Source organism: Sphaerisporangium sp. NBC_01403 (assembly GCF_045040145.1).
GTDB classification, from domain to species: domain Bacteria; phylum Actinomycetota; class Actinomycetes; order Streptosporangiales; family Streptosporangiaceae; genus Sphaerisporangium; species Sphaerisporangium viridialbum.
Map to the genome: position 1 here is coordinate 5748546 of NZ_CP109534.1, position 13233 is coordinate 5761778.

The 13233-nt window shown below is 70.6% G+C and carries 9 protein-coding genes; 4 read left to right on the plus strand and 5 right to left on the minus strand.

Annotation, left to right across the window (positions count from 1 at the left end; all coding sequences use genetic code 11):
* The first annotated feature begins 43 nt into the window (after nucleotides 1-43).
* The 3 genes from OG589_RS25585 to OG589_RS25595 are packed head-to-tail and all read left to right on the plus strand — an operon-like array spanning nucleotide 44 to nucleotide 4477.
* Nucleotides 44-2746 (plus strand): FtsX-like permease family protein, encoded by a 2703-nt coding sequence (locus tag OG589_RS25585; RefSeq protein ID WP_405140273.1) that lies wholly within the window; start codon nucleotides 44-46, stop codon nucleotides 2744-2746.
* Nucleotides 2739-3683: an ABC transporter ATP-binding protein gene (locus OG589_RS25590; protein ID WP_405140275.1), complete on the plus strand. Its 945-nt coding sequence runs from the start codon at nucleotides 2739-2741 to the stop codon at nucleotides 3681-3683. Before OG589_RS25585 ends, OG589_RS25590 begins: the two co-directional genes overlap by 8 nt.
* A complete protein-coding gene (locus OG589_RS25595) occupies nucleotides 3680-4477 on the plus strand; it encodes an ABC transporter ATP-binding protein (protein ID WP_405140277.1) in 798 nt (265 codons plus the stop codon). Before OG589_RS25590 ends, OG589_RS25595 begins: the two co-directional genes overlap by 4 nt.
* A gap of 19 nt (nucleotides 4478-4496) precedes the next feature.
* On the opposite strand, the gene holA is transcribed toward OG589_RS25595, so the two are convergent.
* Nucleotides 4497-5465, minus strand: coding sequence for a DNA polymerase III subunit delta (gene holA, locus OG589_RS25600; protein ID WP_405140279.1), 969 nt, complete (start codon nucleotides 5463-5465; stop codon nucleotides 4497-4499).
* A gap of 860 nt (nucleotides 5466-6325) precedes the next feature.
* On the opposite strand from holA, the gene OG589_RS25605 reads away from it, so the two are divergent.
* Complete coding sequence (locus tag OG589_RS25605) at nucleotides 6326-6475, plus strand: hypothetical protein (protein WP_405140281.1); 150 nt, start codon at nucleotides 6326-6328, stop codon at nucleotides 6473-6475.
* A gap of 160 nt (nucleotides 6476-6635) precedes the next feature.
* Here the strand turns inward: OG589_RS25605 and OG589_RS25610 are convergent, their stop codons facing one another.
* From OG589_RS25610 to OG589_RS25625, 4 genes are all read right to left on the minus strand, one after another.
* Nucleotides 6636-8615 carry a ComEC/Rec2 family competence protein gene (locus OG589_RS25610; RefSeq protein WP_405140283.1) on the minus strand — a complete coding sequence of 660 codons (1980 nt, stop codon included), beginning with the start codon at nucleotides 8613-8615 and terminating at the stop codon, nucleotides 6636-6638.
* Between the two features lie 650 nt (nucleotides 8616-9265).
* Nucleotides 9266-10390: a helix-hairpin-helix domain-containing protein gene (locus tag OG589_RS25615; protein ID WP_405140285.1), complete on the minus strand. Its 1125-nt coding sequence runs from the start codon at nucleotides 10388-10390 to the stop codon at nucleotides 9266-9268.
* Between the two features lie 157 nt (nucleotides 10391-10547).
* Nucleotides 10548-11405, minus strand: a complete 858-nt coding sequence (locus tag OG589_RS25620; protein ID WP_405140287.1) for a DegV family protein — start codon at nucleotides 11403-11405, stop codon at nucleotides 10548-10550.
* 95 nt (nucleotides 11406-11500) lie between these two features.
* Entirely contained in the window at nucleotides 11501-12709 is a 1209-nt protein-coding gene (locus OG589_RS25625; RefSeq protein ID WP_405140289.1) for an amidohydrolase family protein, read from the minus strand.
* Between the last annotated feature and the right edge of the window lie 524 nt (nucleotides 12710-13233).

Sequence of the window (13233 nt, forward strand, 5' to 3'; positions counted from 1 at the left end):
GCCGCACCGGCCGAGGCGGGCCGGCCCGCACCGGGGAGGACCGATGAACCCCCTTCTCCTGCTCAGGGTCCACCGGGGCGCGGCGGCCCTGCTCGCCCTGCTGGGCTTGAGCGCGTCGCTGCTGGTCGCCGGCCTGCCACGCGGCTTCGAGGCCTCGTATGACGAGTCCCTGCACGGCATCATGGACGACACGGCCGCGAGCCTCAGGGACGTGGTCGTCAGGCTGCAGCCGCGGCTCCTCGAACAGAATCTCACCAGCGAGGCGGAGTTCAAGGCCAAGGACCGGAACTTACGTGCGGGCCTGCCGCCGGCCCTCACCTCCGTGCTGGACACCGGCGCCGGCAACGACAGCCACTTCGCCGCCAAGACGTACGGGACCCCGGTGGCCGATCGCATCGGGTCCCCACAGCCGGCGGCGCAGTTCGTCAACCTCGCCTGGCTGTCCGGGTTCGACAAGCGCGTGCGCTACGTGGAGGGAAGCCCGCCGGGGCCGCCGGCCATCGTGGCGAGCGTGCCCGGGCATCCGAACCTGAAGGACATCAAGCGGTTCGACATCGCGCTCGTCAAGAGCGCCGCCGAGAAGATGGCCATCCCCGTCGGCACCACCCTGGTGCTCGGCAACAGCCATCCCGCGCTCGCGCGCGTCACCGGGCTGTTCGAGCCGGTGGCCGCCGCCGACCCGTACTGGGCGCACAACCTCGACGCGGTCCAGGTCAGCGTACGGCGCACTCCCGCCGACACCGAAGAGCAGTACATCACGGCGCTGACCGGCGAGAGCGGCCTGCGGCAGCTCTACAGCGACGACCGCGACCTGAACTACAGCTGGGTCATCGCGGTCAGCACCCCGGCCGTCGACGCCCGCAACGCGCCTGACGTGATCCAGGGCCTGAACGAGTACCGATCCTTCCTGGTCCGGACGAACGCCGGCTCGATCACCGATTACCGGCTGGTCGCCGGGTTCTCCGAGCTCCAGTTGGACACGGCACTGGACCGGATACTGACGGACTTCCTGAAACGGCTCGCGACCGCTCAGGCGCTGATGTTCCTCATCCTCGGCGGCCTCGTCGTCGTGGCGGCCGGCGTCCTCGCGCTCGCCGTGCAGCTGATGACCGAGCGCATGCGCGCCGGGCTCTCACTGGCCCGTGCCCGGGGCGCCTCGATGGAGGAGCTCATCAGGGCGGTCGTGGGCACGGTCGCGCTGACCGTCGTCCCTGCCGCCCTCGCCGGGTACGGGCTGTCCTTCCTGCTGCCCGGTCCCGTGACGCGGATCGTCCACGTGGCCCCTCTGCTCATAGTGCTGACCACGGTGGCGTTCGCGGCCGTCCGGGTCGCGGTCGTGCACCGCAGGCCGCTCCAGGAACGTCGCGAGGACGTGGCGGCCCGGCGGCCGTCCCCCCGCAGGGCGATGCTGGAGATCGTGCTCGTCGCGCTCGCGCTGGGCGGCGCCTACCTGCTGCGCAGCCGGGGGCTCACCACCGGGGTCGCCGCCCTGGGCTCCGACCCGTTCCTGATGGTGGTCCCCGCGGCGCTCACCGTGGCCGTCGCGTTGATCACCTTGCGGTGCTACCCGTACCCTCTGCGCCTGATCGTCTGGCTCGCCGCGCGGGCGCGGCCCGCCGTGCCGTTCGTCGGGCTGACCCTGGCGGCCCGCGCCAGGTCGGTAACCGCGCTGCCCGTGCTGATCCTGCTCCCGGCGCTGGCCGTCTCGGTGTACGGGTCCGTGGTCGGGGCGACCCTGGACTCCACGCAGCACCGCGCCGCCTGGATCGCCACCGGGGCCGGCGCGCGGGTGGACGGCGGGGCGGAGATCCCGCCCGGCGTCATCGAGCGGATCCGCCGCGTGCCGGGCGTCCGCACGATCGTGCAGGCGGACAGGGGCGTGGCGCAGATCGGGTTGAGCAGCAAGACCACGACCGTCCTCGCCGTGGACCTCGACGCCTACCGCAGGATCGTCGCCGGCACCCCGCTCAGCGTACCGGCCGCGCCGCCGGACCTGCCGCCTCCCGCCATCCCCGTCCTCGTCTCACCCGATCTGTCGCATCTGACCAGCTTCGACATCGGCTGGCACATCCGCATGAGGCTCACCAAGCAGGGCGTCATCACCGGAGGCCTCGCCGGCGTGACCTTCGCCCAGGACAAGCTGATCGTGATGCCGTACGACTCGTCGAAGCGGGCCGGGGCACGGACGTACACCAACACCCTGCTCATCGAGGGCGACCACATCGACGGGGCGGCGCTGAGGGCGGCGGCGGGCAACCGGCGGGACATCATAGTGTCGACCTTCGACGAGGCCCTCGACAAGGTCAACCGGTCGCCGCTCACCTCCACCGTCAAGAACAGCTTCCTGGTGGTGACCATCGCCCTGGCCGTGTACGCGCTGCTCACCGTCATCATCGCCCTTGTCGTCGGCGCCGCCGAACGCATGCGGGCGCTGTCGTTCCTCCGTACGCTGGGGCTGTCGGAACGCCAGGCGGCGAGCCTGACCGTGCTGGAGATCGCCCCGCTGATCGTGCTCACCGCGTGCGCGGGGCTCCTGCTCGGCCTCGGCCTGCCGCCGGCCCTCGGCCCAGGCCTCGACCTCGGCGTCTACGCGGGCGACCTGTCCGTCCAGGCGTACGAGCTCAGCCTCACCACGCCGATCCTGCTGGCCGCCGGGCTCGCCGCCGTCGCCGTGGCCGGCGCGTTCCTGCACGCCGTGATCGGCCGCCGCCGGTCGCTGGGCTCCATCCTCCGAGTAGGTGACTGAGTTGGATCTGGACACCCCCACGCTTTCCGAGCTGGAGGCACAGGCCTCACACGTGCGACCGGCCTTCGGCGAGCACGCGCACATCCTGTGCGACAACCTGGTGCGCATCTACAAGACCGAGGGCGTCGAGGTGGTGGCGCTCCAGGGCCTGGACCTGCTGATCGAGAAGGGCGAGCTGATCGCCATCGTGGGCGCGTCCGGGTCCGGCAAGTCGACGCTGCTCAACGTGCTGTCGGGGCTGGACGTCCCCACCGCCGGCGTCGCGCGGGTGGCCGGGACGGACCTGCTGGCCATGACGGCCAAGGACCGGCTGCGCTACCGCCGGGAGGTCGTGGGGTTCATCTGGCAGCAGACCGCGCGCAACCTGCTGCCGTACCTCACCGCCCGGGAGAACGTGCGGCTGCCGATGCGCCTCGGCGGGAAGCGCGACCGTCTGGCGAAGGCCGACGAACTGCTGGAACTGCTGGGCGTCGGCTACTGCGCCGACCGCAGGCCCGACCAGATGTCCGGCGGGGAGCAGCAGCGGGTGGCCATCGCGGTCGCGTTGGCGAACCATCCCGAGGTCATCCTGGCCGACGAGCCCACCGGCGAACTGGACACCGAGAACTCCGAGCAGGTCTTCGCCGCGCTGCGCCAGGCCAACAGGGAACTCGGCGTCACGGCCGTGGTCGTGACGCACGACGCGCTGGTGTCGGAGCAGGTCGACCGCACGGTGGGCATCCGTGACGGGCGCACGAGCAGCGAGACGCTGCGCCGCGAGTCCGCGGGCGGCGAGATCATCGCCGAGGAGTACGCCGTCCTCGACCGCGTGGGGCGCCTCCAGCTCCCCAGGGACTTCACCAACGCGCTGGACATGGAACGCCGGGTACGGCTGGAGCTCGAGCGCGACCACATCGGAGTATGGCCGGACAAGCCCCGCCCGGAGGACCCCCAGTGACCACCCAGCCAAGCCACTCCCCCGCATCGGCCGAGCATCCGGATGACGCGGCCGTTATCGCTCCCGCCGAGCGGGATGACCCGCTGGTCGTCGTCCAGGGGCTGCGCAAGGTCTACCGGAGCGGGCCCAAGGAGGTCGTCGCCCTGCACGACGTCTCCTTCGAGGCGTACCCGGGCGAGCTGATCGCCATCAGGGGGCGCTCCGGCTCGGGGAAGACGACGCTGCTCAACCTGGTCGGGGGGCTGGACCGCCCGGACGGCGGGCACGTGGTCGTCGCCGGACATTCGGTGACCGAACTGCCCGAACCAGGGCTCCTCGGGCTGCGGCGCGACGTGATCGGGTTCATCTTCCAGTCGTTCGGGCTCATCCCGGTGCTGTCGGCGGCGGAGAACGTCGGTGTGCCGCTGCGCCTCTCGCGCACGCCCGCCGCCGAGCGCGAGGAGCGCATCCGGATGCTCCTGTCGATGGTCGGGCTGGAGAAGCACACGAACCAGCGGCCCTACGAGCTGTCCGGCGGCCAGCAGCAACGCGTCGCGGTCGCCCGGGCGCTGGCCAACCGGCCGCGACTGCTGATCGCCGACGAGCCGACCGGACAGCTCGACTCGCAGACCGGGCGGCAGATCATGCAGCTCCTGCGCGCCGTGGTACGCAGCGAGGGCGTCACGGCCCTGGTGGCCACCCACGACCCGAGCCTGATCACCCTGGCGGACCGCGTACTCGAACTCCACGACGGCGCCCTCGTCTCCCCCTCCACCCCGAGGACGGTCGCAACCGATGGCAGGGTGCCGGGCTAGGGAGCCGTGTTGCCTCGGTTCAGCGGCCGGTGCGGCTGGTGACGATGACCTGGAGCATGCGCTCCAGAGCGTAGGCGGGGTCGGTGCCGCCGCCTTTGACCTGCTCGTCGGCCACCGCGACGGCCTGCATGGCCCGGGCGATGCCTTCCGGCCCCCAGCCGTTGAGCTGGCGCTTCACCCGGTCGATCTTCCACGGGGGCATGCCGACATGGCTGGCGAGCTGCCCACCGCGCAGGTTGCGCGGGGCGCTGCCCACCTTCGCCAGCGACCGCACCCCTCCGGCCAGGGCGCTGACGATCAGCACCGGGGCGACTCCGGTCGCCAGCGCCCATCGAAGCTGCTCGAGCGCCTCCCCGAGCTTGCCCTCGACCGCCTTGTCGGCGACGGTGAACCCGCTGACCTCCGCCCGGCCCCGGTGGTAACGCGCGACGGCGGTCTCGTCGACGGCCTTCCCCGGAGTGTCGAAGGCGAGCTGGCCGCACGCCGCGGCCAGCTCCCGAAGGTCGTTGCCGACGGCGTCGAGGAGAACCTGGGCGGCGGATGCGCTGATCGAGCGTCCGGCGTTCCTCATCTCGGCCTTGATGAAGTCGAGGCGTTCGCCGGCCTTGGTCAGCTTGGTAACCGTGATGACGGCGGCACCGGCCTTCTTGAGGCCGTCGACCAGCGCCTTGCCCTTCACGCCGCCCGGATGCACGAGAACGACCACGGCATCGTCGGACGGCCTCTTGCTGTAGGCCACGACCTCGGCGATGGCGTCCTTGCCGAGATCCTGCGCCGACCGGAACACCACGATGGCGCGGTCCCCGAAAAGGGACGGCGACGTCAGACGGGTGAGCTCGCCGGCCTCGACCTTGCCACCGACCAGATCGTGCACCTGGGCATCGGGGTCACCGGCACGCGCCGCCGCGATGACCGAGCTCACCGCCCGGTCGGCGAGCAGCTCCTCGTCGCCGACAACAAGGGTCACAGGGGCCGGATCCGTCGCCATGCGAGCAGCATCCCATGTCCGTACGACCCAACGGCAACCCGGCCACCAACCTCCAGAGCCCTGCTCGAAACCACTCCGCCCACCTGCCAACCCCGGGACACCGTACGAACGGCGGACTCCACGGAACGACGATCCGTCCTCCGTGGCGTGTCCGCTCGACCGCTTGCCCAGGAACGACGATCCGTCCTCCGGGGCGTCTCCGCTCGACCCAGGAATGACGATCTCGTACACACTCCCCCGGGCCGCTGGAGATCGGTCCGTCTCTCCAGTCCGAGGCGGTCGCCCGAAGGTCTTTACCCGGCTGCCGAGGCAACTACCAGGTAAAACGCTGTAACCTGGACTTGCCCTTCGGAAAACGGGCCCTCCCCTCTGCGGCTCTGGAGTCGGAGTACCGCGCTGTGCAAGACCAGGCGCCGGGCTCCAACCCGGGACGGTGCCAAGGACACGTTTTCAGGAATCGGGCGGGTGGATCCGTTCAATCGAGAGCTGGCCGCCCCGGGGCTGAGGCGAGGCCGGTGTCAATGCACCACAAGTGCTGCCACGCGGGCGCGCGATATTCGAACAAGAATGCTCCCTCGGCCCCTCAACCAGGCTCTGGGTACCGACGGGCTACGCCCGTACGGCCGGAGCCGACATCCGGTATTCGCACCGGCAAGACCCCGGAGTCGAGCCTCCGAGTCTTGGCAAGTGCCGGACGAACGCCCACTCTGTGGTGATCCGCGGCATTGCTGTGCGGGCTCTGCCGCCACAGGATCTCGCTGGCTTACCACTGGTAACAGTGCAAGCCATCGGCAATCCGACTGCAGGCACCCTCGGCCAATCTGGAAGCGACGAAGAGCGAAAGAGGAGGTGACACCGCTATGAAGACCAACCCGAACCGCCACGACTGCCCTCGCTGCGGAGCGATGCTCGACGACGGTCCCATCCTCTACCGTTGCGCCGCGTGCCGTCGTTCGATCTACGCCGCCGACCTCAACACCGAGTTCCGCGCCAAGCGCACGACCGCCTGAACCCCGCCGACCCCGGCCCCTGACGCCGACCACCCGGCCCAAGTCCCGCGCCAAGCACACATCACGGCGATCCACCTGAGCCCAACCGCGACGACTTCGCCACTTTGGGGACAAGATCGCGCGATCGTCCCGCTGGGCGGGGACGGACACGCCCTTGAGGTCAGTGGCGGCGGGGCACGATCGCGAGGTGGCCGTGGGCGGATATGACGGCGAGGTCTCCTCCCTGGTCGGTTCGGTAGACGCGCATGCCGAGACCACGCAGGCGGTCGAGCGTCAGCGGGGCTGGATGGCCGTAGTCGTTGTCCGCGCCCACGCTGATCAGGGCGGCCCGGGCCCCTGTGGCCGCCAGGAAAGCCGGATCCTGGCGCGCGGACCCGTGGTGGGGGATCTTGAGGATGTCGGCCGCGGGCAGGCCACGCCGCAGCAGCTCCGCCTGGGCCTCTATCTCGACGTCCCCGGACAGCAGAGCCGAACCGGCGGCCCACCGGACATGGATGACGATGCTGGCGTTGTTCGCCATCGAACCCTCCCCAGGCCCGGCCGCCACCGCCTCCGGCACGGGCCCGAGGACGCTCAGGGAGGCGGGACCAAGATTCCACGCCATGCCCGGAGATGCCACCCACTCGGGCACGTGGCGGCGACCGAGATCGGCGGACACCCGCGCGCTCTCCTGCCCCGGCTCGTGCCCCGGACTCACCACCACGGCCCCCACCGACCTATCGCGAAACACCCCGTCCAGGCCGCCGACATGGTCGAAGTGCGGGTGGGTGAGGATCAGTAACGGCACCTGCCTCACGCCGAGCGTGCGAAGGCATCGGTCCACGGACATCGGATCCGGACCGGTGTCGATCACCACCGCTCGCGCTGCCCCCGCGGACAGGACGAGCGCATCCCCCTGCCCGATGTCGCAGGCCACGAGGAGCCATCCGCGAGGCGGCCACGACGTGACCAGTGGCCGTACGAGCAACGCGGCGAGGACCAACCCGGCTGCGATGGCGCACACCACGAGGCGCCAGGCCGCGCGGCGCAGCAGGAGCCACGCGACCAAGGCGGTGGCCGCGAGCAGGAGAAGACCGACCGCTCCCCCGGGCCACGGCAGGGTGGCGGCGGGCAGAGCGGCAGCCTCTCGCGCCACCCAGATGATCCAGCCGACCGCGTACCCGGCCGGCCGTACGAGCCAGCGGGCGACCTCGACGCTGCCCGGGGCCACCATCGCCGCCGCGAAGCCCAGAATCGTGGCTGGTGCCACGGCCGGTCCGGCGAGCAGGTTGGCCGGGATGGCGACAAGCTCCATTTGCCCAGACATGAGCACGAGCAAGGGTGTCACGGCCGCCTGGGCGGCGCAGGGCACCGCTATCGCCTCGGCCGCCCAGCGAGGCATCCGCCGGGCCATGCGGTCGCGCCACCTGGGCGCGAGCACCAGAATGCCTCCGGTCGCGAACACGGATAGCCCGAAGCCGTACTCCCTGGCCAGCGCCGGGTCGAAAAGGAGCAATCCGAGCACGGTCGCGGAAAGGGCGGCGACACCGTCCCTGGAACGCCCGGTGCCGAGCGCCACGGCCGCCACCGAGCCCATCACCAGGGCACGGAGCACGCTCGGCGACGGGCGAGCGACCACGGCGAACCCCAGCATGGCCATGATCGCCAGAATCGCCCGGATGGCCAGAGGCAGCCCTGCCACCCTCCCCAAGGCGATCACCACGCCGGCGATAACGGCGAGATTCGCCCCGGATACCGCGGTGAGGTGGCTGAGACCTGCCGTTTTCAGGTCGTATTTAACCTGCTCATCCAGCAGAGACACGTCGCCGACGACGAGGCCGGGAAGCAGCCCTCGCTCGGCCGGCGGAAGAACGCCCGCGGCCTGTCTCAGCCCGGTGCGCAGGGCCGCGGCGACCCGTTGTGGTGGGGATGGACCGCTCATGACCTTGGGCGGCTCTCTGACCGTGAGGATCGCGGACGTGAGCTCCCCGGGATCCGCCGGGCTCAACCTGCCGCCGACCCGTACCCGCTGGCTGGGCAGCAGATCGATCCATTCACTTCCCTGGGCGAACACGACCACCGGTGCCCTGGTCGAGAAGCGTGCTCCGTAGGCCTCGACGAGCTCGGCCGAGCCTTCCACGATCACGCGATCGCGTCGCACGGTGCCACGATGGCCGGGAAGGACTCGCGGATCGGCGGTGAGCGTCATCTCGACCGTGACGGCTGCGCGTCTCTCAGCGAGCTCGGCCACCGGACCCGTACTGACGGCGTGAACTCGGAACGCCACCGCCCCCGAGACCGCGGCGACACACCCAAGCACAGCAAGAGCCGTATTCCTCCACTGAATCCCCGAATGACCCCCCGCTCCCCTGCCCAGAACACGCCTCAGCGTCCCCAGAACACGCCTCAGCGAGAACCACCCGCCACCGATTGGTGGCCCAAATGGCGGTGACGAGGATCGCCGGGGTGAAGGTGGCGGAGGGTCTGTCCTCGCGTGCGGCGAAGGGTCTGTCCTCGCGTGCGGCTTGCCGCCACGCGTCCGAAATGCGATCGCCGCCATGGCGGTCAGGGCGAGCACAGCCGTGATCGCATCGGTGCGAACGGAACAACCCAGCAGCACGAGCGAGGTGCCCCACACCGCGAGCGCCGACGGCACGAGTCGCAGGGAATGCTCCTGACCATGGCTGCGCCGTGGGTCAGCCTCACCCTCCCTGCGTCCCTCCTCGTGGTGCGCCGTTTCTTCGGTCTTCGGTACCGTGTCCGAGCTCGCCACTCCTGGCTGCGGCTTCGCGTTGTAGCCGGGATGGGGCGTCATACGCGTACCTTGTCGCGGAGATCGGCGAACTTTCGCTCGCCGATGCCTGTGACCTCGCGGAGTTGGTCGATGCTGCGGAAGCCGGAGTGGGTCTGGCGGAATTCCGCGATGCGGGCGGCGAGCACCTCTCCGACGCCGGGCAGCGTCTCCAGTTGGGCGGGTGTTGCGGCGTTCAGATCGAGCGGGACGTCCATGCCGACGGTGGGATCGGACGGGGGAATCGGTGCGAGGCCGGGACGGCTGGGTGCGCCGACGATGATCTGCTCACCATCGGTGAGCTTTCGAGCGAGGTTGAGACCCCCGGCTGTGGCGCCCGCACGCACTCCTCCGGCGGCGTTCACCGCGTCGGCCACCCGCGATCCGCTGGGGAGGGTGATCACGCCTGGTTTCCGTACCTTCCCGGCCACTTGGACGATCACCTGTGCGGTCGGGGACGGTGCCGCAGCGGGATAGGGCGCCGGCGAACCACCCAGGGGGACCTGGCCAACTTGGGATATCGGACCGCCCTGAGGGATCGAACCGCCTGGGGATACGCCCCGGGGGATCGGCGGCCCCAGTGGCTCGGCCACCGGGCGCGATCTCCACGCGTAGACACCCCCGACCACTGCCGCCAGCAAGCCCAGAACCAGCAGCACACGAAGGCCCGGCCGCCCAGGATCGAGAAGCGGACCATGCCGCGACACGACATCGCCCAGCCGGGCCCGAAGGGAATGGAAGGGCACCGGTTCAGACCGCCCCCACCCCGCCGGCGCCGAACCCGTCACAGAGTCATGAACAGCCCCAAGTCCCAGTGTGGGCCCATAGGGGAGGGCGTGGCCCCTTCCAGGAGCGGGGTCAGGGCCGGGTCCGCGGTCGGGCTCAAATCCGGGGGCAGAACCGGAATCCGGCGCGGGTTGGAGTGGCCGCGCCGCCGCCGCAGGGTCTGGTGCCTGGTTTAGGGTGCGGAGCTGGTTGGCTGGTGCCGTTTCGGCCGGGTGCACGTCGTGGTCGGGTGGTCGGGGCGCCCCGGGTTGGCCTAGAGAGGCCAGGGCGCGGAGGCGGAACTCGCCTATCTCGCTCTCTGGGGGCCTGTCCGCTGTTCGCACGAGAGCGACGTTAGGCAGTCCACTCCCCCTCCCCATCGACCGAACGCGACTCTGTGGATAGCCGCCTCAGACCACGAGGAATGCAGAAAAGGGGCGTCCTCGCCGGAGAGGCCGGAGGTCGCGGGGCCCGCGAAGATCATGGGGATGACGCGACCTCGCGGAGGAAGGCTGGAGGTCGCGGTGACCCTGAAGATCAGTCGTTGGGGAGGGTGGGGGTTATGGTGACGCCGAGCATTCCGGGGCCCACGTGGACGCCTACGGCCGCGCCGACCTCGACCACGCGGAGCCTCGCCAGGCCGGGGATCCGCTTCGTCAGGTGGTCCGCCAGCGTGCGTGCTCGTCCGGCGGCCGCCAGGTGGTGCACGGCGACCTCGACCGGCTCGCCGCCCGCCGCCCGTACCGCGAGGTCCTCCAGCCGGGAGATCGCCCTGCCTGCCGTGCGCACCTTCTCCAGGGGCGCGATCGTCCCCTCGGTGATGTGCAGCAGAGGCTTGATCGACAGCGCCGATCCGAAGAGGGTGGCCGCGGCTCCGAGACGTCCCCCTCGGCGCAGGTGTTCGAGGGTGTCGACGTAGAAGAAGCTCTTCGTCGCCTCCGCACAGGCCCGGGCGGCCCCCGCCACTCCGAGCCTGTCGGTCCCGCGATGGGCCGCCAGCGCCGCCGCCAGCACCGGAAAGCCCAGTCCCATGGCCAGCGAACGGCTGTCGACGACCTCCACGGGGATCAACGCGTCCTCGGCCGCGATGCGCGCCGCGTCCACGGTGCCGGACATCGCGCCGGACAGGTGAACGGACACCACGCCCGCCGCTCCCCGCGCGGCGGCGAGTTCGTACGCGTCGGCGAAGCGCTGCGGGGCCGGTCGGGACGTGGAGACGGGGGACCACTCCCTGAGCGCGACGGCGACGCCCTCGGCGTCGATCTGCGTGACGTCGTCCAGCGTGCGGCCCGCGACGACCACCTGCAGCGGGATCACGATGACGCCCAGCCGCCCGGCCTCCTCGGGATCGAGGCAGGCGGTGGAATCGGTGACCACGACGACCGGTTGCGACATGACCGAAGGCTACCCGTGGAGTGACGCCCAGCGAGCGACCCGACAAGGCTCCCGAAGCACGCCGTACTGATCCCCAGGCGGAGAACGGAACAGGGTTACTGGACCGGGGTGCCGCCGCGCCAGACGCGGCGGGGTTTGAGGCCGAAGCCCCAGGCGAAGGCGCCTTCGTGGTCGGCGTCCCACTGGACGATGTCGGCGAGGCGGCCAGGGGCGAGCACGCCGCGGTCGGGAGCGCCCAGCACGGTGGCTCCGCCGAGCGTGGCGGCACGCAGCGCGTCGCCGACGCTGATGCCGAACGCGGCGACCGCGAGGCTGATCACCAGGGACATCGAGGTGATGCCGCAGTGACCGGGGTTGTGGTCGCTGCCGAGCGCGACGGTGACACCCTGGGCGAGCATGCGCCTGACCGGAGGGAGGTTGCCCTGCTGCAGCGCCGTGCCGGGGCAGACCACCGCGGGCACGCCGTACCTCGCGAGGAGGGCGATGTCCTCGTCGGTGGTGTTGTGCAGGAGGTCGGCGGACGCGCAGCCGAGCTCGGCCGCGAGCTGGACGGCGCCGCGCCGCTTGTCGGTGCCGGCGTGGATGCGGGGCAGCAGGCCGACGTTGCGGCCGGAGGCGAGCACCCAGCGGGCCTCGTCGGTGCTGAAGTGCCCGTCGTCGCAGTAGACGTCGACGCTGTCGGCGCCCGCCGCGGCGGCGTCGGCGCACCAGGAGCCGACGGCCTCGACGTAGTCACGCTGGCGTCCGAAGTACTCGGGCGGCACGACGTGGGCGGCGAGGAAGGTGACGTGCACGCGCGGCATCATGGGCTCTTTCTCGAGCTCACGGAGCAGGCGCACGTCGGCGAGCTCGCCGTCGCGCGTGAGGTGGTAGCCGGTCTTGGCCTCGACGGTCGTGGTGCCGTTGAGCAGCCAGTCGCGCAGCCGCTCGCGGACGCCGTTGCACAAGGTCCACGGGTCGGTGCCGCGGGTGACCGTGACGGTGGAGCCGATGCCCCCGCCCGCGGCGGTGATCGCGCTCGGCGTGGAGCCACCGGAGCGCATGGCCAGCTCGGCGTAGCGGTTGCCCGCGTACACGGGGTGGGTGTGCGCGTCGATGAGGCCGGGCGTCACCAGCGCGCCGCCGAGGTTCTCGACCTGGTCGACGTCGACGATGTCGTCGACGACTCCGGGGACGCTCTGCGGCAGGTCGGCGGCCCGGCCGACCCACGCGATGCGGTCGTTGTGGACGAGGATCGCGGCGTTGCTGCAGACGTCGTTGCCGGTCCATAGCCGGCCGATGTTGGTGAGAAGTCGCACCGTCATGGCATCACCGCCCGGTCCGGCCGATGGCCGTCGAGACGCCCGGGAACGCCACCGCAGCCCAGCTCAGGCCGGGCGCCACGCCCGCTGGGTCCGCTCCGTTTCCGGACGTCATTGGGGGGTCTCCTGATCTCATCCGCACAACTGTGCGATGACGGTATCGCCCGGATCATGGCCAGGCGATTTCAGTTCAGTTACGTTATTTCACAGGTCGGCTCGCTGTACAGGGTTATTGAGAAGAACGCCGGTTCGTCTCCCCCTGTATCGCGTCGAACTCCTCTGCACCCCGGCATGTCGAGAATCCTGCCCCCAGGTAACGCCCGGTGCCGAGCAAGCCCCTGCTGTAACAGCAGTCACACGCGTCATCATGCGAAACCAGCGCCAGAATGTCTTGTCAGGGTTTCCATATCGTAGCAATAATCAAGCCTCGCGGGCCACAGTCGTTTTGCTGCGCCTTTGCGTGTTTCCCCACTGCCGTTGCGCTTTTGCACCGTTTCGCACTGTTCATCCCAGGCTGGGTCCGTGCC

Coding starts and splice junctions, on each gene's coding strand:
- OG589_RS25585 (WP_405140273.1), top strand. CDS start 44: ATGAACCCCCTTCTCCTGCTCAGGGTCCACCGGGGCGCGGCGGCCCTG.
- holA (WP_405140279.1), bottom strand. CDS start 5,465: ATGGCGACGGATCCGGCCCCTGTGACCCTTGTTGTCGGCGACGAGGAG.
- OG589_RS25605 (WP_405140281.1), top strand. CDS start 6,326: ATGAAGACCAACCCGAACCGCCACGACTGCCCTCGCTGCGGAGCGATG.
- OG589_RS25615 (WP_405140285.1), bottom strand. CDS start 10,390: ATGGGGAGGGGGAGTGGACTGCCTAACGTCGCTCTCGTGCGAACAGCG.
- OG589_RS25620 (WP_405140287.1), bottom strand. CDS start 11,405: ATGTCGCAACCGGTCGTCGTGGTCACCGATTCCACCGCCTGCCTCGAT.
- OG589_RS25625 (WP_405140289.1), bottom strand. CDS start 12,709: ATGACGGTGCGACTTCTCACCAACATCGGCCGGCTATGGACCGGCAAC.